General features: G+C 59.5%; 22 protein-coding genes and 4 tRNA genes. 13 read left to right on the forward strand and 13 right to left on the reverse strand.

Annotated elements, in window-relative coordinates; translation table 11 throughout:
- The gene (locus tag ABD806_RS13875) at nt 1-1,014 is read left to right on the forward strand and encodes an asparaginase domain-containing protein (RefSeq protein WP_344959021.1); all 1,014 of its coding nucleotides are present in this window, start codon (nt 1-3) and stop codon (nt 1,012-1,014) included.
- A 344-nt stretch (nt 1,015-1,358) separates the two neighbouring features.
- Nucleotides 1,359-1,571 carry a glycine zipper 2TM domain-containing protein gene (locus tag ABD806_RS13880; protein WP_344959023.1) on the forward strand — a complete coding sequence of 71 codons (213 nt, stop codon included), beginning with the start codon at nt 1,359-1,361 and terminating at the stop codon, nt 1,569-1,571.
- A 198-nt stretch (nt 1,572-1,769) separates the two neighbouring features.
- Here the strand turns inward: ABD806_RS13880 and ABD806_RS13885 are convergent, their stop codons facing one another.
- The gene (locus ABD806_RS13885) at nt 1,770-2,339 is read right to left on the reverse strand and encodes a CAP domain-containing protein (protein ID WP_344959025.1); all 570 of its coding nucleotides are present in this window, start codon (nt 2,337-2,339) and stop codon (nt 1,770-1,772) included.
- A gap of 187 nt (nt 2,340-2,526) precedes the next feature.
- Between ABD806_RS13885 and ABD806_RS13890 the strand changes: the two genes are divergently transcribed.
- From ABD806_RS13890 to ABD806_RS13900, 3 genes are all read left to right on the forward strand, one after another.
- The gene (locus ABD806_RS13890) at nt 2,527-2,940 is read left to right on the forward strand and encodes a GFA family protein (protein WP_344959028.1); all 414 of its coding nucleotides are present in this window, start codon (nt 2,527-2,529) and stop codon (nt 2,938-2,940) included.
- Between the two features lie 200 nt (nt 2,941-3,140).
- Nucleotides 3,141-3,995 (forward strand): GNAT family N-acetyltransferase, encoded by an 855-nt coding sequence (locus tag ABD806_RS13895; RefSeq protein WP_344959030.1) that lies wholly within the window; start codon nt 3,141-3,143, stop codon nt 3,993-3,995.
- A gap of 151 nt (nt 3,996-4,146) precedes the next feature.
- Nucleotides 4,147-4,779 carry a glutaredoxin family protein gene (locus tag ABD806_RS13900; protein ID WP_344959032.1) on the forward strand — a complete coding sequence of 211 codons (633 nt, stop codon included), beginning with the start codon at nt 4,147-4,149 and terminating at the stop codon, nt 4,777-4,779.
- Between the two features lie 327 nt (nt 4,780-5,106).
- Here the strand turns inward: ABD806_RS13900 and ABD806_RS13905 are convergent, their stop codons facing one another.
- Genes ABD806_RS13905 through pepA form a run of 3 tightly spaced genes read right to left on the reverse strand, consistent with a single transcriptional unit; the run spans nt 5,107 to nt 9,933 of the window.
- Nucleotides 5,107-7,962 carry a valine--tRNA ligase gene (locus ABD806_RS13905; RefSeq protein ID WP_344959034.1) on the reverse strand — a complete coding sequence of 952 codons (2,856 nt, stop codon included), beginning with the start codon at nt 7,960-7,962 and terminating at the stop codon, nt 5,107-5,109.
- Between the two features lie 4 nt (nt 7,963-7,966).
- Entirely contained in the window at nt 7,967-8,419 is a 453-nt protein-coding gene (locus tag ABD806_RS13910) for a DNA polymerase III subunit chi (RefSeq protein WP_344959036.1), read from the reverse strand.
- A gap of 2 nt (nt 8,420-8,421) precedes the next feature.
- Complete coding sequence (gene pepA / locus ABD806_RS13915) at nt 8,422-9,933, reverse strand: leucyl aminopeptidase (protein WP_344959038.1); 1,512 nt, start codon at nt 9,931-9,933, stop codon at nt 8,422-8,424.
- A 161-nt stretch (nt 9,934-10,094) separates the two neighbouring features.
- Between pepA and lptF the strand changes: the two genes are divergently transcribed.
- Both lptF and lptG read left to right on the forward strand, forming a co-directional pair.
- Nucleotides 10,095-11,204 carry an LPS export ABC transporter permease LptF gene (lptF, locus tag ABD806_RS13920; RefSeq protein ID WP_344959040.1) on the forward strand — a complete coding sequence of 370 codons (1,110 nt, stop codon included), beginning with the start codon at nt 10,095-10,097 and terminating at the stop codon, nt 11,202-11,204.
- The gene (gene lptG / locus ABD806_RS13925) at nt 11,204-12,274 is read left to right on the forward strand and encodes an LPS export ABC transporter permease LptG (protein ID WP_344959042.1); all 1,071 of its coding nucleotides are present in this window, start codon (nt 11,204-11,206) and stop codon (nt 12,272-12,274) included. The genes lptF and lptG overlap by 1 nt, the downstream gene beginning before the upstream one ends.
- Before the next feature lie 84 nt (nt 12,275-12,358).
- Here the strand turns inward: lptG and ABD806_RS13930 are convergent, their stop codons facing one another.
- Nucleotides 12,359-12,853, reverse strand: coding sequence for an RDD family protein (locus ABD806_RS13930; protein ID WP_344959044.1), 495 nt, complete (start codon nt 12,851-12,853; stop codon nt 12,359-12,361).
- 181 nt (nt 12,854-13,034) lie between these two features.
- On the opposite strand from ABD806_RS13930, the gene ABD806_RS13935 reads away from it, so the two are divergent.
- The 3 genes from ABD806_RS13935 (at nt 13,035) to ABD806_RS13945 (ending at nt 14,770) form a co-directional block, all read left to right on the forward strand.
- Nucleotides 13,035-13,119: transfer RNA gene (locus tag ABD806_RS13935), tRNA-Leu, on the forward strand.
- Between the two features lie 74 nt (nt 13,120-13,193).
- Entirely contained in the window at nt 13,194-14,540 is a 1,347-nt protein-coding gene (gene rlmD, locus ABD806_RS13940) for a 23S rRNA (uracil(1939)-C(5))-methyltransferase RlmD (RefSeq protein WP_344959046.1), read from the forward strand.
- 56 nt (nt 14,541-14,596) lie between these two features.
- On the forward strand, nt 14,597-14,770 hold the full coding sequence (locus tag ABD806_RS13945; protein ID WP_344959049.1) for a hypothetical protein: 174 nt from the start codon (nt 14,597-14,599) through the stop codon (nt 14,768-14,770).
- A gap of 71 nt (nt 14,771-14,841) precedes the next feature.
- Here ABD806_RS13945 and ABD806_RS13950 read toward each other — a convergent pair whose 3' ends face one another.
- From ABD806_RS13950 to rsmC, 5 genes are all read right to left on the reverse strand, one after another.
- Nucleotides 14,842-15,402 (reverse strand): CBS domain-containing protein, encoded by a 561-nt coding sequence (locus ABD806_RS13950; protein WP_344959053.1) that lies wholly within the window; start codon nt 15,400-15,402, stop codon nt 14,842-14,844.
- Between the two features lie 544 nt (nt 15,403-15,946).
- Nucleotides 15,947-16,032 (reverse strand) — tRNA-Leu (locus tag ABD806_RS13955).
- 51 nt (nt 16,033-16,083) lie between these two features.
- Nucleotides 16,084-16,169: transfer RNA gene (locus ABD806_RS13960), tRNA-Leu, on the reverse strand.
- 71 nt (nt 16,170-16,240) lie between these two features.
- Nucleotides 16,241-16,326 (reverse strand) — tRNA-Leu (locus ABD806_RS13965).
- A gap of 132 nt (nt 16,327-16,458) precedes the next feature.
- Complete coding sequence (gene rsmC / locus ABD806_RS13970) at nt 16,459-17,481, reverse strand: 16S rRNA (guanine(1207)-N(2))-methyltransferase RsmC (RefSeq protein ID WP_344959056.1); 1,023 nt, start codon at nt 17,479-17,481, stop codon at nt 16,459-16,461.
- Nucleotides 17,482-17,773: 292 nt separating this feature from the next.
- Between rsmC and dapA the strand changes: the two genes are divergently transcribed.
- Both dapA and ABD806_RS13980 read left to right on the forward strand, forming a co-directional pair.
- Nucleotides 17,774-18,646 carry a 4-hydroxy-tetrahydrodipicolinate synthase gene (dapA, locus tag ABD806_RS13975; protein WP_344959058.1) on the forward strand — a complete coding sequence of 291 codons (873 nt, stop codon included), beginning with the start codon at nt 17,774-17,776 and terminating at the stop codon, nt 18,644-18,646.
- 40 nt (nt 18,647-18,686) lie between these two features.
- The gene (locus ABD806_RS13980) at nt 18,687-19,277 is read left to right on the forward strand and encodes an HAD family hydrolase (RefSeq protein ID WP_344959061.1); all 591 of its coding nucleotides are present in this window, start codon (nt 18,687-18,689) and stop codon (nt 19,275-19,277) included.
- 34 nt (nt 19,278-19,311) lie between these two features.
- Here the strand turns inward: ABD806_RS13980 and hfq are convergent, their stop codons facing one another.
- On the reverse strand, nt 19,312-19,683 hold the full coding sequence (gene hfq / locus ABD806_RS13985; RefSeq protein ID WP_344959063.1) for an RNA chaperone Hfq: 372 nt from the start codon (nt 19,681-19,683) through the stop codon (nt 19,312-19,314).
- Between the two features lie 113 nt (nt 19,684-19,796).
- Here hfq and ABD806_RS13990 point away from each other — a divergent pair, with 113 nt between their 5' ends.
- A complete protein-coding gene (locus ABD806_RS13990; protein ID WP_344959065.1) occupies nt 19,797-20,975 on the forward strand; it encodes an MFS transporter in 1,179 nt (392 codons plus the stop codon).
- Here the strand turns inward: ABD806_RS13990 and ABD806_RS13995 are convergent.
- Nucleotides 20,972-22,168, reverse strand: coding sequence for a multidrug effflux MFS transporter (locus ABD806_RS13995; RefSeq protein WP_344959068.1), 1,197 nt, complete (start codon nt 22,166-22,168; stop codon nt 20,972-20,974). The genes ABD806_RS13990 and ABD806_RS13995 overlap by 4 nt on opposite strands.
- 94 nt (nt 22,169-22,262) lie before the next feature.
- Nucleotides 22,263-22,472 (reverse strand): cold-shock protein, encoded by a 210-nt coding sequence (locus ABD806_RS14000; protein WP_071472183.1) that lies wholly within the window; start codon nt 22,470-22,472, stop codon nt 22,263-22,265.
- Between the last annotated feature and the right edge of the window lie 143 nt (nt 22,473-22,615).

Raw genomic sequence — 22,615 nt, forward strand, 5'->3', positions numbered from 1 at the left:
ATGGGCAGGGTACTGATACTGCACACCGGCGGCACCATCGGCTGCCGGGCTTCCAGCGATGGCCACAAGCCAGCTCCCGGGTTTGCCGAGCTGCTGCGTCGGCGGCTGCAGGACAGTGGCGAGCCTGGGCTGCCCGAGTTCGATGTGATCGAGCTCGGCCAGCTGATCGACAGCGCCAACCTGAGCCCGGCTCACTGGGCCCAGATCGCAGGCCTGCTGGTGGTGCACTGGCAGGATTACGATGGCTTCATGGTGCTGCACGGTACCGACACCATGGCCTATACCGCCTCGGCACTGTCGTTTATGTTGCAGGGCCAGGACAAGCCGGTGATCCTCACCGGCTCCCAGATCCCCCTGAGCGAGCGGCGCAGCGACGGCCTGGATAACCTGATCAACGGCCTGCATCTGTGCGTGACGCCGATGCTGGCGGAAGTGTGCGTCTATTTCAACGGCCGGCTGCTGCGGGGCAACCGCACCACCAAGCTCAAGGCCACCGAGCTGGATGCCTTCGCCACTCCCAACCTGGCGCCTTTGGGCGTAGCCGGCATCAGGATGGAGCTGAATCGCGGCCTGTTGCTGCCCGCTACGCCCCTGAGTTTCCGCATCCCGCAATTTGATGCCGAAGCGGTGACCGTGCTCAGCCTGTATCCGGGTATTTCGGCCCGGGCCGCCCGTGCCCTGCTGGACCATGAGCAGGTGAAGGGCGCCGTTATGCTGAGCTTTGGCGTGGGCAACCCGCCCGATGCCAATACCGAGCTGATGCAGGTGCTGGAGCAGGCGGTGGCGCGGGGCCAGGTGATCGTCAACCGTACCCACTGCCTGTACGGCAAGGTGGATCAGGGCACCTATGCCACCGGCCACAGCCTGACCCGTATCGGGGTGACGGCGGGAGGCGATCTGACCCTGGAAGCGGCCTTTGCAAAGCTGCATTACCTGCTAGCCCTGGAGACGAGCCCGGACCAGGTGCGCAGCCTGATGCTGCAGCCCATGCGGGGGGAGCTCAGCGCGGTGTGAGCGACCGGCGATGGATAGCGGGATGAGTCTTGGGGAATTAAAAGGCCCCGTCCGGGTAATGCTGTTCAGTTAAGGGGAGCCCTCATCTACCAAGTCGACCGTTGTCGTCATGGATGACGCCGCCGAGCCCCCAGGGACGGGATTTCGGCGAGTCGGCGTGTGGAGGAGGACTCCCCTTTTCATCTTAAGTGAACGGCATTGCCCGTCCGGGGTCTTATTAACAATGACAGATACTTTCGCAGTGTCTCCGTTCGGCCGGGCACTTTTGATGCCGTCGGAATACACTTAACCGGCGGGTGCGCATCCGATGCGCTTTCATCATCAGCCAAAGTCGAGGTAGTAGTATGAATATCACCAGAAACGCGGTTGCCGCCTCCCTGCTGCTGACGCTGGCGGCATGCAGCAATATGTCCGAGCGGGATCGTAACACCGCCATCGGGGCCGGGGTCGGTGGTGTCGCCGGCTCCGTGCTGACCGAAGGCAGCACGCTGGGTACCGTAGGTGGTGCCGTGGTCGGCGGTGTGATCGGCCACGAAGTGAGCAAGGATAAAAAGTAAGCCTCTCTTTGACGGCGGCGGGGAAGTCATTTCCGTCGCCGCCATTTCTTCCTGTCATTCGGCTTAGATAACCGCTCCCAATGGTTGATAACAGGCCAGGCGACAGACGCAGACACGCAGAACCCGCCCTTGGCCCGGAAGCTCTGTTTTCCGGCTCCCGACCTTTGCTCCGGATATAGCGCGATGAGGCTCGGTGATTTAATAGGCGCGTTCACCCAGGTAATTCCCCGGGGGCGAGTAGTTGCACACCAGTATCATGTTATCGCGGCATACCGACTTGGCGCAGCCCAGTTCACGGGTGTCATGCCACACCATCTGGGTATAGTGGCCGGCCACCTGGGCGGTGGCGCGGGTCAGCGGTTGGCCCCCATAGTCGCGTTTTTCTTGTTGCCAGGAGCGGGCACCGTCCAGCACGCTGTAATAACCCAGGGTGCCCATAAACAGGTTCTCGCCAAAGCCCGAGCCTTGGCTGTGTTCTATATCGCAACGCCCGGCCAGCACCCGGGCCCAGCGTTCGGCCTGGGCGCTGGCGGCATCGGACCAACGCAGCGGCGGCGTGCCCACCTCGGCCCTCACCCGGTTATGGTAAGCTAACAGCCCTTGCCGTTCGTCGACCGAGAGCGAGCCGGCCACCGTCCCGGTACTCACCGGCCGGACGGGTGAATCGGGCAAGCCGGCCCCGTAGTCGGACAGGCGGCCGGACTCGGCACCCGGCCCGTAGCAACCCAGCAGCAGGCTCAGGCCCGCGAGGGTCATCACCTTCTTCATTGTTCTCCCCCTTTACTGTGGTGGCCCCCTAAGGATGGCACAAATTCCCTGTTGCCCCGGTGAGTCAGCGGGCGCTCGTCGGTAACGCCCGTTATCCGGTGAGCAGGGTGCGCCCTGGGTCCCCACCTTATATAGTGAATAACAGGCTGACCTCGGATTTTTTGCTTTATCTATGGGGGACCGACCAATGTTTAGCCCGATAACAGGTGGATGTTTGTGTGGCCATGTCCGCTATCGCATTGAATGTGCGCCGCTGGATGCGGGATATTGCCATTGCCGACGCTGCCAGAAATCAAGCGGGGCGCCGGTGCTGGCCTGGCTTACCGTGGCGGCACATGGGTTTGCCTATACAGGGGGAGCGCCGTCGGTATATTGCTCGAGTCGGAGTTATCAACGCGAGTTTTGTCCCCATTGCGGCACCCAGTTAATTTTTTGCCGAAGCCTTTCACCCAGGACCATAGATGTGACGCTGGCTTCCCTCGACGATACCTCGGTGATCGCTCCCCAATACCATATCTGGATGCAGAGCAGAGTCAGCTGGTTGCGGATAGACGATACCCTGCCGCGTTTTGAGGGTGAGGGCCCGAAATGTTCTGCGTAGCCCTCGTTTGGCCGGCAGGCCCGCCAACTAAGGCGCTCATAAGGGGGCATCAGTATGAAAACCGGACCAGGTGCCTTCTGTTGTTGAAAGCCACTGTGGTGAAGCTGCCAGCCCGGACGGCTGCTAGAGTTAAAGGCATTAAGTGGATCTGCCCTCGGCATTGTCAGACATAGCCAGTCAATCATAGAGATCGTGAATATATGATGCAGAACAACAACTATATCATCAGGACCATGACCCGGCAGGAAGTCGATATCGCCATCGACTGGGCGGCGGCGGAAGGTTGGAATCCCGGCCTGCACGATGCCGACTGCTTTTATGCCGCCGATCCCCATGGCTTCCTGGTCGGTTTGCTGGGAGATGAACCCATTGCCGCGATCTCCGTGGTGAAATATGGCGCTTCTTTCGGTTTCCTTGGTTTTTACATGGTCAAGCCGGCGTTTCGTGGCCAGGGCTACGGCATACAGATATGGAATGCGGGTCTGGCCTACCTTGGGGGCCGAACCATTGGCCTCGATGGGGTCGTCGCCCAGCAGGACAACTACAACAAGTCCGGATTTTCATTGGCTTACCGTAATGTCCGTTATCAGGGTAATGGCGGCGGGGAGTATCCAGACAACTTAGGGATAGTGCCGCTGGCTGCCGTCCCCTTTGCCGACATCTGTGCCTACGATACCCTGTTTTTCCCCGAAGCCCGCCCGCAATTCCTGCGCTGCTGGATTAACCAGCCAGGGAGTACGGCCCTGGGCATACGGCAGGATGGCAAGCTGGCTGGCTACGGGGTGTTGCGTAAATGTCGTAGCGGCTACAAGGTCGGTCCCCTGTTTGCCGATGCCGCGGAGCTGGCGGAGCCGTTGTTCCTGGCATTGAAGTCCCATGTCCCCGAGGGGGAGTCGGTGTTCCTGGATACGCCAGCGGTGAATATATCGGCGGTCGAGCTGGCCCAGCGGCATCAGATGAGTGTCTCCTTCGAGACGGCCCGCATGTACCTGGGTCAGAGTCCCGAGCTGCCCATCAATCGGCTGTTCGGCGTGACCAGTTTCGAACTGGGATGAACCGGCGCCGCCACTGGAAGGGGGATCCCGGTTATCTCTCCCCGCTGCAATATAAATCGGGACCGGGGCGGTCTACTGCCATATGGGCCCGGTTATCGGTAGCGGTATACAGCCGAGATGGCAAAGGGTGAGTTGAACAAGGGGCAGGCGTATGGATAGCGATAAGGTCATGGTGACGCTGTTTCGCTGGGCGGGGGCCTGGGGGCCGTTCAAGGTCAGCATCCCCTGTGGGGAATGCTCCCTGTCCAAGGACGTGATCCAGGACACCCTGGCTACCGAGCTGGCGGGTGTTCCGGTCGAGCTGGAGATCCGTGAGTGGCTGAGTGAATGGTGGCGGCCGCTGGTAAAAGGCGGCTGGCATGCGCCCATCATCATGGTCGAGGGCAGGGTCATCGCCCAGGGCCATGCCCTCAACCGAGGGGTGCTGGTGCAGGCGGTGATCGAAGCCCATGCGCTCAGGACCGCGGTTTCCGGCAACCACCTGTTCGGCAAGCAAAGCTGTCCCCACTGCCAACGGGCCAAGGGCTATCTGCAACAGGCCGGCATCGACTACCGCTATCATGATGTGGTCAAGGACCCCGGGGCCCTCTACGAGATGCTGGCCAGGGTCAAGCCCATCATAGGTCCCAAGACGCCGGTGACGGTGCCGCAGATCTGGCTCGATGGCCGTTACATAGGCGGCGCCGATCAGCTGAGCACGATAGTGCATCAGCCGGTGACGCCCAATTACGATCGCGGCCAGTGTTCGCTGTCGCCGGAAGGCCGGCAGGAGAATGGCCAATAATACCTTTTCCCTTAAATCTCTATTGCCTCTTTCGAGCACCGAGTTGTCTGCAGACAGCGCCAACAGACAATTCCGTAGCATCAGGGAGGACAAAGGGATCTGCTCCGCCGCGCCATCCGTGCCACGGATGGCGCGGCGGAGCCCCCAGGGAAGGGTTTACGGCGTGTCGGAGGAGTAGGCCATTTGTCCGACCTTCACGGAGAAACCAAGTAGATCAGTTATGTAATCTGTTTGGTATAAGGTGACCGTCGGACAGGCTGCGCCATGAATCCAAAGAAAAAGCCAGCCATTTCAGGCTGGCTTTTTTGTCAGATTTAACTGCTCGGCTTACAGGCTGGCGATCTGCGCCTGTTGCTGCTGCAGCTTGGCTTCGGTAGCTCGGTAGTCGTCGAGCTTTTCCTGCTCCTTGGCGACCACCTCGGCCGGAGCCTTGGCGGCGAAGCCGGGGTTACCCAGCTTGCCGGCCAGGCGCTTGATCTCGCCGGCCACCTTATCCAGCTCTTTCTGCAGACGGGCCAGTTCGGCGTCCTTGTCGATCAGCCCTGCCATCGGCAGCAGCAGCTCGGTGTCACCGATAAGCTGTTTGATGGACACCGGCGCCTCTTCGCCGGCGGCCAGCAGGATCAGCGACTCCAGTTTAGCCATCGACTTGAGGAAGGCCAGGTTGTCGGTGGCCCGGCGCACATCGGTGTCGTCGGCGGCGCGCAGCAGCACGGTCAACGCCTTGCCCGGAGAGATGTTCATCTCGGCGCGCAGGTTGCGGATCGACACGATAAAGCGCTTTACCCATTCCAGGTCGGCCATTGCCACCTCATCGATGCGGGCCTCGTCCACCTCAGGGTAGGCGGCCAGCATGATGGTGTCACCGCCACGACCGGCCAGAGGGGCTACCCGCTGCCAGATCTCTTCGGTGATAAAAGGCATGATGGGATGAGCCAGACGCAGCAGGGTTTCCAGTACCTGGATCAGGGTCTGGCGGGTGCCACGCTGCTCGGCCTCGCTGCCGTTCCACAATACCGGCTTGGTCAGCTCCAGGTACCAGTCGCAGAACTGGTTCCAGATAAACTCATAGAGGGCATTGGCAGCGCGGTCGAAGCGGTAGCCGTCCAGCGCGGCGCGCACGTCCTTGATAGTGACCTGCAGCTGAGCCTGGATCCAGCGGTCGGCGAGGGAATAGAGCAGCTCGCTGCCGTCCTGGCCGCAGTCCTGCTGTTCGGTGTTCATCAGCACATAGCGGGAGGCGTTCCACAGCTTGTTGCAGAAGTTACGGTAACCCTCCAGCCGGCTCATGTCCCAGTTCAGATCCCGGCCGGTGGTGGCCATCGCCATAAAGGTGAAGCGCAGGGCATCGGTGCCGTGGGGCTCGATACCGTCGGCAAACTCCTTGCGGGTGCGTTTGCCGATCTTCTCGGCCAGCTGCGGCTGCATCATGTTGCCGGTGCGCTTCTGTACCAGATCCTCCAGGCCGATACCGTCGATCATGTCCAGCGGATCCAGCACGTTGCCCTTGGACTTGGACATCTTCTGGCCCTGCTCGTCGCGCACCAGGCCGTGTACATAAACGGTCTTGAACGGAACCTGCGGCTTGCCGTTTTCGTCCTTGATGAAGTGCATGGTCATCATGATCATGCGCGCCACCCAGAAGAAGATGATGTCGAAGCCGGTAACCAGCACGCTGGACGGATGGAAGGTGGCCAGTTCTGGGGTCTTCTCTGGCCAGCCCAGGGTGGAGAAGGTCCACAGCGCCGAGCTGAACCAGGTGTCGAGCACGTCTTCGTCCTGTCTGAGTACCACATCGTCGGCCAGCTGGTGCGCCGCGCGCACTTCGGCCTCGTCGCGGCCCACATAGACCTTGCCCTCGGCGTCATACCAGGCGGGGATACGATGCCCCCACCACAGCTGGCGGGAGATACACCAGTCCTGGATATCGCGCATCCAGGAGAAATACATGTTTTCGTACTGCTTGGGTACGAACTGGATCTCGCCGTCTTCCACCGCCTTGGTGGCCACGGCGGCCAGCGGGCCGGCGCGTACATACCACTGATCGGTGAGCATGGGCTCGATCACCACGCCGCCCCGGTCGCCGTAGGGCACGGTCAGCTCGTGGTCCTTAACGCCGTCGAGCAGGCCCAGGGAGTCCAGCGTGCTCACGATAGCGTCGCGGGCCTCGTAACGATCTAGGCCCTGGAATTGGGCCGGCAGCTCGCTGTTGTAAACGGTGCTCGGCTCGCCCTTGGTGTTGAACACCTCGGCCTCTGCGCGGATCTCGGCATTGAGGGTCAGCACATTGATCAGCGGCAACGCATGGCGCTTGCCTACCTCTGCATCGTTGAAGTCGTGGGCCGGGGTGATCTTCACGCAGCCGGTGCCTTTTTCCATATCGGCGTGTTCGTCGCCGACGATGGGGATGAGGCGGTTGACCAGCGGTAGCAGGATTTCCTTGCCGATCAAATCCTTGTAGCGAGGATCTTCCGGGTTGACCGCCACCGCGGTGTCGCCCAGCATGGTTTCCGGCCGGGTGGTGGCCACTACCAGGTAGTCCTTGCCGTCGGCGGTCTTGACGCCGTCGGCCAGCGGATAGCGGAAGTGCCACATATGGCCCTTCATCTCGCGGTTTTCCACTTCCAGATCGGAGATGGCGGTGTGCAGCTTGGGATCCCAGTTCACCAGGCGCTTGCCGCGGTAGATGAGATCGTCTTCATACAGCTGGACGAACACTTCCTTCACCGCGTTGGACAGGCCCTCATCCATGGTGAAGCGCTCGCGCTCCCAGTCCACCGAGGCGCCCATGCGGCGCAACTGGCGGGTGATGGTGCCGCCGGATTCCTTCTTCCATTCCCAGATCTTGTCGATAAAGGCATCGCGGCCGTAATCGTGGCGGCTCTTGCCTTCCTCGGCGGCGATCTTGCGCTCCACCACCATCTGGGTGGCGATACCGGCGTGGTCGGTGCCCACCTGCCACAGGGTGTTCTTGCCCTGCATACGCTGGTAGCGGATCAGGGTATCCATGATCGAATCCTGGAACGCATGGCCCATGTGCAGGCTACCGGTCACGTTGGGCGGCGGTATCATGATGCTGTAGGGATCTTTGCTGGTATCGCCATGGGCTTTGAAATAGCCCTTGCTTTCCCATTGCTGGTACAGGGCTTGTTCGATGGCGTTGGGATTAAAGGTTTTTTCCATTGTGCTATGCGTCTTCAGTTTGGGGTGGTACAGGCTCGGTGGTCAATTCGAAACCGGCCTGACGATAGGCTTTAAAGCGTTCACGGGCCAATTGCTTGGCCTCCTCCTCGGGAGGCACGAAGTCGATCAGCTGGCTGAAGCGGCGGGCGAAGGCGGGCGGCTGCGGATGCAGGTTGATCAGCACCGGCCGGCCGGCCTGCGGCGGCTGCCAGCCGAGCACCACGGGGGCACCCTGGCGGGGCCCTTCGCCTTGCAGGTTGTGGGCCACGAAGCTGTCGGCTTCTTGTTGCCACAGCCGTTCGTCCAGTGCTTCGGCCTGGCCTTTATCCCGGGTGTAGATAAACACCCCCAGCCCCTGCCGGTAACAGTCGGTGGCCAGTTTGCACACCAGCTGCTCCAGCAGGTCGGGCGCGGTGGCCGAGGCCTCCGGCAGCAGATAAAAACGACCCTGGCTCATGCTCATTCTTCGGTGTTAGCCACGCCGGCCCGGTTCAGCAGGAACTGGGTCAGCAGGGGCACGGGACGGCCGGTGGCACCCTTGTCCTTGCCGCTCTTCCAGGCGGTGCCGGCGATATCCAGGTGCGCCCAGTTGTACTTGCGGGTAAAGCGGCTGAGGAAGCAGGCGGCGGTAATGGTGCCTGCCGGCCGGCCACCGATGTTGGCCATATCCGCGAACGGGCTTTCCAGCTGATCATGATATTCGTCGCTCATCGGCAGGCGCCAGGCGCGGTCGCCGGCCTGTTCCGAGGCGTTGAGCAGCTCGTGGGCGAGGGGGTTATGGTTGGCCAGCAAACCCGAGGTATGGTGGCCCAGCGCGATGATGCAGGCACCGGTGAGGGTGGCCACGTCGATTACCGCTTCCGGCTCGAAGCGCTCCATGAAGGTCAGTGCGTCGCACAGTACCAGCCGGCCTTCGGCATCGGTGTTGAGTACTTCCACGGTCTGGCCGGACATGGTGGTGAGAATATCGCCGGGGCGGTAGGCGTTACCGTCGGGCATGTTTTCACAGCCGGCCAGCACCGCCACCACGTTGATCGGCAACTGCAGCTCGGCCAGGGCGTGCATGGTGCCGAGCACGGAGGCGGCGCCGCCCATGTCGTATTTCATCTCGTCCATGCCTTCGGCGGGCTTCAGGGAGATGCCGCCGGCGTCGAAGGTCAGTCCTTTGCCCACCAAGGCGATGGGACGGGCGGCGGCATCCGGGTTACCCTTGTATTCGATGATCGACATCATGGCTTCATTATGAGAACCGCGGGCCACCGCCAGGTAGGCATTCATGCCCAGCTCGGCCATTTCCTGCTCACCGATCACCCTGGTGTTGATGTTGTCATAGGCATCGGCCAGTTGCCGGGCCTGGGAGGCCAGGTAGGCGGGGTTACAGATATTGGGCGGCATGTTGGCCACGTTACGGCAGATGCGCACCCCCTTGGCCACCGCCAGGCCGTGCTGGATGGCGCGCTCGCCTATGGTCAGCTCCCGTCGTGTGGGTACATTGAACACCAGCTTGCGCAGCGGGCGGCGCGGCTCGGCCTTATTGGTCTTGAACTGGTCAAAGGTATAGAGGCTGGACTGGGTGGTTTCTATCGCCTGGCGCACCTTCCAGTAGGTATCCCGCCCCTTGACGTGCAGCTCGGTTAAGAAGCACACTGCCTCCATGGAGCCGGTTTCGTTCAGGGTATTGATGGTCTTGGTGATGATCTGCTTATATTGACGCTCGTCCAGCTCCCGTTCCTTACCGCAGCCGACCAGCAGCACGCGCTCGCCGAGTACCCCCGGCACCTGGTGCAGCAACAGGGTTTGCCCGGCCTTGCCTTCCAGATCGCCGCGGCGCAGCAGGGAACTCAGGTAGCCATCGCTGATTTTATCCAGTTGTTCGGCAACGGGAGACAGGCGGCGGGGTTCAAACACGCCGACCACAATACAGGCACTGCGTTGTTTTTCGGGGCTGCCACTTTTAACACTGAACTCCATGGATTCTCCTACGGCTTGAAGACAACAGGCGCCAGATGAACGATAATGTGGGCCATCGGTAAAGGCGCCGATCTTCGCTTATTAAACATGCGAAAATAGTGATTTTACGCATATTCTTAAGCGTTTCCATTAAAAAAGACAAGTTTACACTGGGATTAACGGTGATTGCATTCCGCTATTTGTTTCGCGAAACCCTGAAGACTCAGCTGGCCGTGCTGTTCGTCTTGTTGCTGATCTTTATCAGTCAGAATTTTATCCAGGTACTGGGAGAGGCCGCCAGTGGCAAAATCCCCGGCGGCCTGGTGGCCAAGTTGCTGTTGCTCAACATGCCCGAGATGGCCACCATCATGTTGCCGGTCAGCCTGTTTATTGGGGTGCTGTTCGCCCATGGTCGCCTGTATGCCGAAAGCGAAATGACGGTGATGCGTGCCGTCGGCATGGGGCCGGGCAAGGTGATGAAGGCCACCATGCTCCTGGCCTTACTATGGTGCTGCGTGGCCCTGGGCAACTCTCTGTGGCTGAACCCCTGGGCCAAGGGACAAATCTACCAGCTGCGGGATCGGGTTCAGGCGGATCCCGGGTTCGCGGTGCTGCGCGAGGCCCGCTTTATGAGCCTGGACGGGGGACGCATCGTTGCTTACGTGGAAGAGGTGGAGAAAAACGGTGGTGCCGGCCAGCTGAACCATATTTTTGTGGCCCAGCGTGGCCAGGGCCAGCAGGTGCCGGCGGTAGTGGTGGCCGAGGCCGGGCGGATCAACGAACGGGAAGATGGCCAGTGGCTGACCCTGGATCAGGGCCGCCGCTATGGCGGTGAGCCGGGTACCCGCGCCTTCGAGGTGGCCGATTTCCGGGAGTACAGTGCCTTTATTCGCGCCGCCGAGGTCGAGGCATCGGAGCAGAAAGAGTCGGCGACCCCCAGCCTGGCGTTGTGGCAGTCTGAACAGCTCAACGATAAAACCGAATTGCAGTGGCGGCTGGTGCTGCCGTTGTCGATGCTGGTGCTGACCCTGGTGGTGGTGCCCCTGGCGGTGGTCAACCCGCGTCAGGGCCGCTATGCCAAGCTGTTGCCGGCCATCATGCTTTATCTTGCCTATTTCCTGCTGCAAAGCGCGTCGCGCTCGGCGCTCAGCGGGGGCTCCCTGCCCACCACCCCCGGACTCTATATAGTGCCATTGGGCTTCCTGTTGCTGGTGGCCTTGCCGCTGAATGTGCTGGAAACCGCCTGGTGGAACCGGGCGCGGGAAAATTTTAGACGGAGCAAGGCGGCCTGATGTTCAGTATTTTCGATCGTTACATCGGCCGCACCGTGCTGATGTCCATGCTGTTGTGTGAGCTGGTGCTGGTGGGCCTGTCGGCGATTATCCGCTATGTGGAACAGCTGAGGAGCGTGGGCGAGGGCAGCTATGGCCTGTTGCAGGCCTTTTATTATGTGATCCTGTCTATGCCCAAGGAAATCGTGCTGTTTTTTCCTATCGCGGCGCTGTTGGGGGGGCTTATCGGTCTCGGCCAGCTGGCCAGCTCCAGTGAGCTGGTGGTGATGCAGGCGGCGGGACGCTCTCGTCTCAATATTGTGGTGAGCGTGCTGAAAACCGCCTTGCCGCTGATGCTGGTGGTGATGATGGTTGGCGAATATGTGGCGCCGGCGACCAAGCTGGCGGCCGACGATCTGCGAACCCAGAGCCGGTCCGGCGGCCAGGTGGTGCTGTCGGTGCATGGGGTCTGGGCCAAGGATGGGGATGCCTTTGTCAATATTTCCCAGGCCAGGCGGGATGGCTCTCTGCAGGGGCTGACCCTCTATTACTTTGACGGGCAGATGAAACTGACTCGCATCACCCAGGCGCGTGAGGCCAGCTACCAGCGGGATGCATGGCAGTTGAACGAGGTGACCGACACCCTGTTCAATCATGGGGTTGCCATTACCACAGAACGTACTGAGAGTCGGGCCTGGCGTTCGGGTCTGACCCCGGAAAAGCTGGGGGTAGTGGCGATAGATCCGGACGAGCTGTCGATGCGCGGCCTGTGGGAGTACAAGGGCTACCTGGAGGACAACCGCCAGGACAGCAGCCGCTATGCATTGGAGTTCTGGCGCAAGGCGCTGCAGCCCGTGATGGTGATCGCCATGATGCTGCTGGCCTCTTCGTTCGTGTTTGGTGCCCTGCGCAGCGTCAGCATGGGTGCCCGCCTGCTGATGGGCATACTGTTCGGCTTTGGCTTTTATGTGTCAAACGAGGTGTTCGGTCCCATCAGTCTGGTGTATTCGGTGCCGCCGGTGATGGGGGCGCTGGGCCCCAGCCTGATGTTTATCGTCATCGCCCTCTATATGCTGAACCGCCGGGCATAAAAGGCAGGGATTGGGGAATGGTGATCAGGGACTGGGCCGGATAAGCTGCATTCCCCATTCCCCATTCCCCATTCCCCTAAGTTCCTATCTTTCCAATAGCTGGCGGTTTTGTTCCTTGCTCAACACTACCATTTCGCAGCCGGCAAGCTTGTCTTGCAGCGCCAGCTTGGTGCCGGGATTTAGCCAGATCCAGAAGTTACCCAGGCCGAGCAATGCTGTCACGGCCCGCACCAGGGCCTGGGAGACACTCAAGCGGCTGCCGTCGGTGTTCTGCACCCTGAGCCGCCAGGCTCGCATGCCGATGGTCTGACCGCTGGTGCGCCAAAACCAGCAGTAAAAGCCGATGATGATGGCGCCCAGATACAGGCTGTACAGGGGGCTGGCGCCCAGCAGGGCGGCGGCGTCCGCATGCTCCCCCAGGCCGAGCCAACCCAGGGCCAGCGCCAGCTGCACCAGGCCGTAGCCGATAAAGCCGGCTACCATCAGCAGGGCCACTACTACCAGAAAATCATAAAGCCAGGCCGCCAGGCGACGCATTACGCCCGCCCTGGGCAGGCCGACAAAAGCTGCAACCGTCATTCAGTTATTCCCCTCGATGTTTGCCGGCATTTTAGCAAAACTCGGGCAGGAAGGGAGCCAAGCCTGGGCTATTGCTGAACGGATAATAAGTGCGCAATTGCTCCGCCCTGCGCAAAATAAGCTTGCGGGACATAAGCGGATACGTATAATGCAAACCGCCCACCAAGGTGGGCCTACCAGTGGCAGTGTGATGAAATCGGTAGACATGAGTGATTCAAAATCACTTGCCTTCGGGCGTGGCGGTTCGAGTCCGCCCACTGCTACCACTTAAAACCCAGCATCGGCTGGGTTTTTTTGTTTTTGCTAAGCTGACAGTCAGCCCCTTTCTGCAGAGTATTTTATGGTGAAGCCCGGCCAGCTCGTTTCCGTTTCTGTTCATAGTCTTACCGATAAAGGCGATGGTATCGCCAGCCTGGAAGGGCGTCCGCTTTATGTGGAGCATGCCCTGCCCGGTGAGCGGGTTCAGGTACGCCTGACCAAAGTGAAGCCCAATTTTTGCCTGGGTGAACTGGTGCGGGTAGAGCAGGCGGCGACGGGACGACGCGAGGACTTCTGTGTCTATGCCGCCTGCGGTGGCTGTCAGCTGCGGGTGCTGGACTACCCGGCGCAGCGGGCGCTGAAGCGGCAGTTGCTGGTGGATGCGCTGGCAGAGCAGGGACTGAGCTGCGAAGTCGGGGAAACCATGGCCATGGACGAGCCCTATCATTATCGCAATAAGGCCCAGTATGCGGTACAGCCCGGCCCGCGCATCGGTTTTTATGCCAAGCACAGCCACCAGCTGGTGGAAGCGGATCACTGCCGGGTGCAGCACCCGGTTACCGCCGAGGTGGTGAGCAGGGTCAGGGACTGGATGCAAGCCTGGGCCGTTTCCGCCTATGACGAGGCGGCGCATACCGGTTTGATCCGCCACCTGATGATGCGCAACGGCGAGCACAGTGGCGAGCTGATGGTGGTGCTGGTGGCGACCGACACGCCGGAACACCTGGACAAGCTGGTGGCCAGCCTCGGGCAGGTCAGTGGCCTGGCCAGTTTGATCCTGAATATCAATCCGACCCGGGGTAACCGCATCCTGGGCCAGGAAAACCGCCTACTGCTGGGCAAGCCGGTGATCGAGGACAGCCTGGACGGGCTCAGGTTTGCCATTTCTCCGCTGTCTTTTTACCAGATAAATCCTCGGCAGACCGAAGTCCTGTACCGGGAGGCGGTACGGCTGGCCGGTTTGCGGGGCCATGAGGTGGTGTTTGATCTCTATTGCGGCATCGGCACCATAGCCCTCTTTCTGGCTCGTTTCGCCAAAGAGGTTCACGGCATAGAGATAGTGCCCGAGGCGATAGCCGATGCACGCGCCAACGCCGCGCTTAACGGCATCGATAATACGGTGTTTCATGTGGGGGCGGCGGAGCAAAAGGTGCCCGAGTTGTATCGGTCCGGCATCAAGGCCGAGGTGGTAGTGGTGGATCCGCCCCGCAAAGGCTGTGAGCCGGCCCTGCTGGAGACCCTGGCACGGATGCAGCCCCGGCGTCTGGTGTATGTGTCCTGCAATCCCAAGAGCTTGGCCCGGGATCTGGGCTGGTTGCTCGAGGCCGGTTTTGCCCTAGAGCAGGCCACACCGGTGGACATGTTTCCCCATACCATGCATGTGGAAACCGTGGCCTTGCTGACCTGGCAGGGAATAGAAAGTAAATAACCCTTGCAAAACATTAAATGATAACTATTGTCAATTGTGTCTTTTTAAGGAGGCCGATGATGGTGGTGCTATTGGTGTTGAGCTGGCTGATGATGGTGTTGTGGGTACCGGGGGCGGCCTTGAACCTGTGGCTGAGTGCGGGCTTTGCCCTGTTTACCCTGTTGCTGGCCATCCCTTCCCTTAGCCGGCATTGGTACCTTGGTAGCTTGGCCGGGCTGGGGTGCTGCTGATACAGCCGTCGGGGTTTTGAATGGGTAGACGGCACTGCCTAGGTGGCAGTGCCGTGTTCCCATTGAGCGCTTCAGGAAATCAGGGAGTCAAAGATATTCAGGAAGGTCGGGGCCTTGTTGATATCCAGGGAGATATGCAGGCGTTCGGCGATATCCTGTGCCGATATCACGCCACGGATATGGTGGCTGTCTCGCTCGATGATGAGGCAATATTGTTCTCCGCTGCTTTTCAGTGCGGCAATCACGTCGGCGATGGTGCTTTCCTGCAGTTGCTGGTAAGCCAGCGCTTTGAGTTGCTTGCGGGGGCGCATCAGATCGGCCACCTGGATCTCGTGGCGTGAGTTGCCGTTGGCTACTTGGCGTATCATCGACTGGCCTGACAACTGTTCCAGGCCGATCAGACCCACCAGTTCCCCTTTTTCATCAACCACCAACTTCAGCTTGGCGTGCTCATGGTGCATCATCTCAAGCGCGCCGGTCGCTGGTGTATTTGCGTCGATAATGGCGGGTGGGCTGTGCTTGAAGTCGTTAACCAGCTCAAGGACCGGGGTGTTCAGGCTGGCGCCGGTAAAATCGCTCGGCAGTACCAGATGGTCGATGGCTTCAACGGGATACAGTGACAGTGTTTTCATGGTATTTCCTCTCTCCTCCCGGACGAATTGATGCCAGGCGGACGAACATTGCTTGGAGATATGGCGTGACAACAGCCGACGCCAGAGCTATCGGTGTGAGGAAAGAGTTATCGGGGGACCACGGGCCGAGTGGCTGCTGTGGTACAAGGGTAACACTGGGTAGCAATAACAGCTTGCCAATGCGTCGGGAACAGGGTTCTGTAACGGAGGGGTAAACAGCGGGGGGTCGGTGTCGGGGTCATCGTTCTCCGACAGGACTGGCAGTAAGGAGACATCGGCAGGATATACAGCCAAACCTGCCTGTATATCCGTGAGGGGCGTTGGCGAGGAAGCATGCACGGCGGATGGCTGCATCAGCAGCAAGCTCATCAAACTGTATAACAGCCAACGCATGTTCACATCAGTCACAGGTTATTAACGCCTGAAACGATAATGTAGCCAGGCAAGATGTAATGCAAGGGCGAACGGGCAGTTTTTCTTGGATGGAGATAAAGAGGGGGGAGCGGTATGGCATTTCGTCGAATATTAGGTTATTAACAATCATTGGTGCGAAAGGGGGGACTTGAACCCCCACGTCCATAGGACACTAACACCTGAAGCTAGCGCGTCTACCAATTCCGCCACCCTCGCATACCAGATTGTTTTTGAGTACTTTCCAATTAAAAGCGATTGCCTTTAAGTTGGTGCGAAGGGGGGGACTTGAACCCCCACGTCCATAGGACACTAACACCTGAAGCTAGCGCGTCTACCAATTCCGCCACCCTCGCATACTCATATTGTCCGGCTGTTTTAGATGAGGCCGTCATCCTTTCCTTAGCCAACCGGTTACACGGTTATTTGGTGCGAAGGGGGGGACTTGAACCCCCACGTCCATAGGACACTAACACCTGAAGCTAGCGCGTCTACCAATTCCGCCACCCTCGCCCTGCTAAGGACTGCGAATTCTATAGATTTTTTTTCGGCCGTCAATACGGAGGTCCTGAGAAAAAGTAAAAAATCCGGCTTTTTACGCTGTTTGCTCAGGAAATCCGCAACTATAGTTAAAATGCCGGCGGCCTAGCTCTTGGTCGCCTGATAAATTTTAAACTTGCCGGTGGCTGCGAGCGTCTCACAGTTGCCGAAACTGGCCTGGATCAGGTCGGGGTAGGGCAGGAAGGCGTTGGCCACCAGGGTGAGTCGGCCACCGGGTTTCAGGTAATGGATGGCCCCATGCAGCAGTTCCTCCGTGGTGCTGTAAAAGGTCTTCAAACCCGCATGGAAGGGGGGGTTGGTGATGATCTGGTCGAATTTTCCGTTCACCTGGCTCAGGCCGTTGGAGGGATATACCCGGGCGTTCAGGCCGTTGCGGGCCAGGGTCTGGCGGCTGGCTTCCAGCGCCAGGGCATTGATATCGATCATTTCCAGTTCGAGTTCCGGCTGGCGTTTGAGCAGGCTTGCGCCGATCACCCCGGCCCCGCAGCCAAAATCGAGCACCCTCCCCTGGAGTCTGCCCAGGGTTTGCAGCAACAGGCTGGAGCCCGTATCAAGGTGTTCGGCGCTGAATACCCCCGGCAGGGTATAAATCTGCAGCTTTTCCCGAGGCAGATCATAGTTTTTAAGCCAGTCGGCCTGCTGAAAGGGAGCGACGGAACGGCTCAGGGTGCCATGAAACAGGCTGGCCCGACGGGCGCTGTCCAGCTTGTTTACCCGGTTACAGTAAGGTGCCAGTAATTGGGGGGCAGATTTGACACCGCCTTTATTGTCGCCGGCGATAAAAATATGGCCGCCTTCCGCGAGCAGGGGCAGGCAGGCGGCCAGCAGATATTCGGCTTCGGCCTTGGCTTTGGGCATCAACAGCAGGATGGCATCGCAGGTTCCGTCAGTGGGTTCGGAACCAAACTCAAGTTGTTGATAATTATGATCTTTAAGCCACTGCGTATAGCGATAGTCGGTGCTGAACACCTGCGGCGCCGGGCCTTCGTTGGCCATGGCCAGCGGCAGGCTGTCTTCCAGTTGCCCGCAGATCAGCAGGCCTGGCCGGCACAGGGTGTCAAAGTTGCGGGTCAGCATTTCGCCGACCGAGGTTAATGCCTGAAACATGTCGGGTTCCGGAGTCAAAAAGCAATTGGCCATTATACATGCTGCCGCAGTCCTTGACATTTGCCAGTCATTAGCAAAAGATGCAGTTCAAGATCTTTCTGGGTGCAAGTCATGATTTTTATCGCTAAACGCAAACCGATGAAACCGCTTAAACGAGCAGCGGTAATCTGTATTGCGTGACCGGCGCCCACTTTAGTCAAGACGAGATATTCTCAAACCCCGGTTACGCAGCAGCGACCGGGGTTTTTTTAATCGCCATTTTTTCATCCTCTAGCCAGGAGAAGGAGTTTCCATGTTTCGCGGTTCTATAGTTGCCCTTGTCACCCCATTTGATGGTGCCCGGGTGGATGAGGCGGCGCTGCGCCGCCTGGTTGACTGGCATATCGAGCAGGGTACCCACGGTATAGTGCCGGTGGGTACCACGGGCGAAAGCCCGACCCTGAGCCACGATGAGCACTGTCGGGTGATCGAAGTGGTGGCCGAGCAGACCGCCGGACGGGTGCCGGTGATTGCCGGTGCCGGCTCAAATAATCCGGTTGAAGCCATCGAGTACAGCCGTTATGCCCAGCAGGTGGGTGCCGATGCGACCCTGCATGTGGCCGGTTATTATAACAAGCCCAGCCAGGAAGGGCTGTATGCTCACTTCAAGATGCTGCACGATGCCACCGAGCTGCCGATCATCGTCTACAACATTCCGCCCCGTGCCGTCGTCGATATCATCCCGGCGACCATGGCTCGCATCGCCGAGCTGCCGCGCATTGCCGGCGTGAAAGATGCCACCGGTGATCTGGCTCGTCCCTGGGCCGAGCGGCAATTGATTAACAAGCCGTTCTCCTGGCTGTCCGGTGAAGACGGTACCGCCGTGTCCTACAACGTGGCCGGTGGTGTGGGCTGTATTTCGGTGACCGCCAACGTGGCGCCCAAGCTGTGCGCCCAACTGCAGGAGCTGACGCTGGCCGGTAAGTGGGAGCAGGCCCGCGAGCTGCAGGACAGGCTGCTGCCTCTGCATCAGGCGATGTTTGCCGAACCCAACCCGGCCGGCGCTAAATATGGCTTGTCCCTGCTGGGCTTGGCCAGCGACGCCTGCCGCGTACCTATCCTTGAGCTGCAGGACAGCACCAAGGCGCGTATTCGTCAGGTGATGGAACAGTTGGATCTGATATAAGTCCATGGCCGCACCGGCGGCCATGGCTGATGGTAAATGCATGAATTTAGAACAGTTTGATGGTTTGATTTTTGACTTGGACGGTACCCTGGTCGATACCATGCCTTTGCATCTGTCGGCCTGGGAGCGGGCCGCCGGGGAGTTTGGTTTTCACTACGATGCGGACTGGCTCTACTCACTGGGCGGCGTACCCAGCCGCAAGATAGCCCGCTTGATCGCCGAGCAGCAGAACATCAGCCTGGATGGCGACCTGGTCGCCCGAGTCAAGAATGGCCACTATCAAAGCCAGTTGCTCAGGGCCGAGGCTTTTCCCGCCATGCTCAGTTTATTGCGGCAATGGAGCGGAGTGCTGCCGATGGCTATCGGTACCGGCTCTGCCCGGGTGAATGCGGAGCGGGTACTGACAAATACCGGCCTGAGCCGATATTTTCCGGTGGTGGTGACCGCCGACGAGGTAACCTCGCATAAACCCAACCCCGATACCTACCTGCTGGCGGCCGAGCAGCTGGGGCTGGCGCCGGAACGCTGTTTGGTGTTTGAAGATACGCCGATCGGCCGGCAGGCGGCCCGGGCAGCCGGTATGGCCTGTGTGATGGTGGTGGACGGTATGCCCCGATTTGAGGTGGGGTGAGGGCATCTTGCTGCCCTCTGCAGATCAGGCTGGCTTAGTCCTGTTCATCCTGAACCACATCCTGATTTCCGGAGTGGCCATGGTGATTGGAGTGATCATGGTGGTTTTCGTAGCGCGGACGCCTCGGCTTGTTGATGATCACCCCGGTGCGGGGCGGACGGCGGGTGGCCGGCGATATGGTCGAGATCTTGGCTTTATAGATAAGCTGCTGCTGACCCCTGGGGTCCGACAATAAAATACTATATTGGTCAAAGGCACTGATCATCCCTTCCAGCTTGATGCCATTTGTCAGGAATATGGCGCAATGAGTCTGATTCTTGCGCAACCAATTCAGTGCCGCGTCCTGTCCATTACCCAATGAAAAGGCTTGTTGCAGCGATTGGGGATTTGAAGATTGGGCAGTCATGTAGGCAGTCCTGTTTGTTATTTTGCAACCTTGATTGTGCTTAATGAATGCCCAGCTTGTCAAAGTAAAGCTCAAATAAATCCGGCAAACCCAGATGGCTTTAAGGAGACGGCGTGACGACATCCGACAAGCAGACCGGCACCATTGTCCTGGCCTGTTTGATAGTCAGTATAGGACAGCTCAGCGTTGGCCTGCTGTTTCCGGTCTTGCCTGCCATCAGTGAGGCGTTGAGTGAGCGGCCGGAGCGGGTACAGTGGCTGATTTCCCTCTATTTATTCGCCTTTGGCCCTGTGCAGTTACTCTATGGCCCCCTCAGCGATGCCCGGGGGCGCCGGCCTGTGCTGCTGGCCGGCCTGGCGATCGCCTTGTTGGGCGTGGGCCTGTGCCTGCTCCCCGGTGTGTCTTTCGATTGGTTGTTGTTGGGGCGCTTCTTGCAAGGACTGGGGGCGGGCTGTGGCGCCGTGGTGTCGCGTGCCATGCTGAGGGACAGATTCGAAGGGGCCGGGCTGCGCAATGCGCTGTCTTTTATCGCCATGGCCGCGGCCTTTACTCCCATTATCGCCCCGGCGGTAGGCGGGATGATTGGATACCACCTGGGCTGGAACAGCGTCTTTATGGCCATGATGCTGTACCTGCTGCTGACCTGGCTGCTGTTGCTGAAGGGCTTTCAAGAAACCCGTCAGGGGAGCCGTCAGTTACTCAAGGTGCGCCATATTGCCGCCAATTATCGGTGCCTGCTGGGAGACCGGCATTTTCTCGGCCATGGCGGCATGCTGTGGGGGCAGTACTCGCTGATGATGCTGTCGATCTCTGTGCTGCCCTATGTGATGCAGACCGAGATCGGCATGACCGCCGCCGAATATGGCAGCTGGGCCTTGCTGCCCGCCTCGGGCTTACTGTTGGGTGGGCTTATCAACAACCGGATCCAACATCGGGCGGATGCGGCCGATATACTGCGTTTTACCCCTTTTATCCAGATGCTGGCCGGGCTATGGGTGATCTTGATGCCGTTGGCGCCCCAGTGGATGATCGCCGGTATTTTTATTCAGGCGCTGGGCAACGGCATGGCCTTTCCCAATGCCATGAGCCGCCTGCTGGAGCCCTACCGCGAGCTGGCCGGGGCCGCCGCCGCCCTGTCTGGCGCCCTGCAGATGCTGTTTGCCAGCCTGATCTCGGCAGGGCTGGTCTTTGCCGGGGTGAACACTGCCTTCGGCCTGGGCCTGTGTATTGTGCTGGGAGCGCTGGTGTTGAAGCTGTTGTCCGGGGTTGCGCTCGGTCGGGACACTCCCTAGGCATCGCTGTCGGCCAGCAGTCGGTGCTCCCGGGGGAGACGGCTCAATGCCAACAAGGCGAGCAAAGCCAGGAGCAGGATAGTGAGGGCGCACGCCTCTCCCGGATTGAGGGGCAGTCTGGTGGCGGTGTAAGAAGCGGTCGCGGCGCCAGTCATCTGCAGGCAGCCGAGCAGGGCGGCGGCGCGGCCAGCCCTGTCTCCAAAGGGAGCCATGGCCGAGGCGGCGGCGGACCCCAGTATCAGGGAGAAGCCGACAGAACATAGGCCGACCGGTATCATAAAGGCCCATAAACCCGGAGCCACCCCCATCCAGATCAGCATTAAAGCACCGCCGGCCAGCAATGCCAGGCTGCCGACCTGTACCACCTTATGTCGGCCCAGTTGTTTCACCAGCCCGGGGGCGGAGAAGCTGGAGGTCATTATCATCAGTGCATTGGCGCCGAACACCAGAGCAAACTGGGTTTCGTTCAATCCCAGCCGTTCCATCAAGATCAGCGGGGCGAAGGTTACATAGGTGAGGATGCCCCCCATGGCGGCGATGCAGGTCAGTACATAGACTCGAAAGGCCTTATGGTGCCATACGGATAGGTAGGCCCGAATCGACGGCAGGGGCTGAAGCCGGGTGTCGGCCGGCCGGGTTTCCTGCAGGCGGAAGGCGACCAGCATCAGGGCGAAACCGGCAAACAGGGCCAGAAACATAAAATTGGCCTGCCAGCCGAGGCTGATGGTCAGCCAAGCTCCCAGTACAGGCGCCAGGGCTGGGGCCAGGCAGAGGGCGCCATTTAAATAGGAATAAGCACGGGCGCTGTCGGTGGCGCCAAGCCGGTCACGCACCACGGAGAAGGCCACTACAGAAGTGCCGCAGGCGCCGAGGCCCTGGATCATGCGGGCGAACAGCAGTAAGGACAAGTGTTCGGCAAATGAGGCCAGGATAGAGCCGAGCAGGAACAGACAAATGGCGAGCAGGGCGGCGGGACGGCGTCCCCAGCGGTCAACCAGGGGGCCGAACAGTAACTGGCCCAGGCCAATGGCCAGCATAAATACTGACAGGCTGAGCTGAACATCGGAGGCACTGGCGTTCAATGACAGGGCCATCTGTGGCATGGCCGGCAAATAGATATCAATCCCCATGGGGCCGAACAGGATCAGCGGCAATAGCAGCAGCACCAAACTTGTCACCGAGTTTTTCGTCATGGAGTCTGACCTTTAGTGTTCAGGAGGAATAAAAAATGCCAAAACAAAAAAGCCGCGCCCGGAGGCACGGCTTAGGAATTCTGCTGTAAGGGTCTTACAGAGGAACTACGTTCTCTGCTTGAGGACCTTTTTGGCCTTGAGCTACAGTGAACTGTACTGCTTGGCCTTCAGCCAGAGTTTTGAAACCCTGAGACTGGATGGCGCTGAAGTGTACAAACACGTCAGGACCTTGTTCTTGCTCGATGAAACCGAAACCTTTGGATTCATTGAAGAACTTAACTTTACCTTTAACGATATTAGACATACCTAAATCCTGTAAACAAACTTACATAAATAACTAGCTGAGAAAAATACCGGTTTAACTTATGAAATACAGGACGAGGTACCACTAGAACTTCGTAAGCAAAAACATAAATATAGCCGTATCCTTCAAGCTGAAGCCACTCT

This window comes from Zobellella aerophila, from assembly GCF_039539325.1.
GTDB classification, from domain to species: domain Bacteria; phylum Pseudomonadota; class Gammaproteobacteria; order Enterobacterales; family Aeromonadaceae; genus Oceanimonas; species Oceanimonas aerophila.

Excerpts from the sequence above, each read along its gene's own strand:
- ABD806_RS13875 (WP_344959021.1), top strand. The coding sequence starts at position 1 with ATGGGCAGGGTACTGATACTGCACACCGGCGGCACCATCGGCTGCCGG.
- ABD806_RS13880 (WP_344959023.1), top strand. The coding sequence starts at position 1,359 with ATGAATATCACCAGAAACGCGGTTGCCGCCTCCCTGCTGCTGACGCTG.
- ABD806_RS13885 (WP_344959025.1), bottom strand. The coding sequence starts at position 2,339 with ATGAAGAAGGTGATGACCCTCGCGGGCCTGAGCCTGCTGCTGGGTTGC.
- ABD806_RS13890 (WP_344959028.1), top strand. The coding sequence starts at position 2,527 with ATGTTTAGCCCGATAACAGGTGGATGTTTGTGTGGCCATGTCCGCTAT.
- ABD806_RS13895 (WP_344959030.1), top strand. The coding sequence starts at position 3,141 with ATGATGCAGAACAACAACTATATCATCAGGACCATGACCCGGCAGGAA.
- ABD806_RS13900 (WP_344959032.1), top strand. The coding sequence starts at position 4,147 with ATGGATAGCGATAAGGTCATGGTGACGCTGTTTCGCTGGGCGGGGGCC.
- ABD806_RS13905 (WP_344959034.1), bottom strand. The coding sequence starts at position 7,962 with ATGGAAAAAACCTTTAATCCCAACGCCATCGAACAAGCCCTGTACCAG.
- ABD806_RS13910 (WP_344959036.1), bottom strand. The coding sequence starts at position 8,419 with ATGAGCCAGGGTCGTTTTTATCTGCTGCCGGAGGCCTCGGCCACCGCG.
- pepA (WP_344959038.1), bottom strand. The coding sequence starts at position 9,933 with ATGGAGTTCAGTGTTAAAAGTGGCAGCCCCGAAAAACAACGCAGTGCC.
- lptG (WP_344959042.1), top strand. The coding sequence starts at position 11,204 with ATGTTCAGTATTTTCGATCGTTACATCGGCCGCACCGTGCTGATGTCC.
- ABD806_RS13930 (WP_344959044.1), bottom strand. The coding sequence starts at position 12,853 with ATGACGGTTGCAGCTTTTGTCGGCCTGCCCAGGGCGGGCGTAATGCGT.
- rlmD (WP_344959046.1), top strand. The coding sequence starts at position 13,194 with ATGGTGAAGCCCGGCCAGCTCGTTTCCGTTTCTGTTCATAGTCTTACC.
- ABD806_RS13945 (WP_344959049.1), top strand. The coding sequence starts at position 14,597 with ATGATGGTGGTGCTATTGGTGTTGAGCTGGCTGATGATGGTGTTGTGG.
- ABD806_RS13950 (WP_344959053.1), bottom strand. The coding sequence starts at position 15,402 with ATGAAAACACTGTCACTGTATCCCGTTGAAGCCATCGACCATCTGGTA.
- rsmC (WP_344959056.1), bottom strand. The coding sequence starts at position 17,481 with ATGTTTCAGGCATTAACCTCGGTCGGCGAAATGCTGACCCGCAACTTT.
- dapA (WP_344959058.1), top strand. The coding sequence starts at position 17,774 with ATGTTTCGCGGTTCTATAGTTGCCCTTGTCACCCCATTTGATGGTGCC.
- ABD806_RS13980 (WP_344959061.1), top strand. The coding sequence starts at position 18,687 with ATGAATTTAGAACAGTTTGATGGTTTGATTTTTGACTTGGACGGTACC.
- hfq (WP_344959063.1), bottom strand. The coding sequence starts at position 19,683 with ATGACTGCCCAATCTTCAAATCCCCAATCGCTGCAACAAGCCTTTTCA.
- ABD806_RS13995 (WP_344959068.1), bottom strand. The coding sequence starts at position 22,168 with ATGACGAAAAACTCGGTGACAAGTTTGGTGCTGCTGCTATTGCCGCTG.
- ABD806_RS14000 (WP_071472183.1), bottom strand. The coding sequence starts at position 22,472 with ATGTCTAATATCGTTAAAGGTAAAGTTAAGTTCTTCAATGAATCCAAA.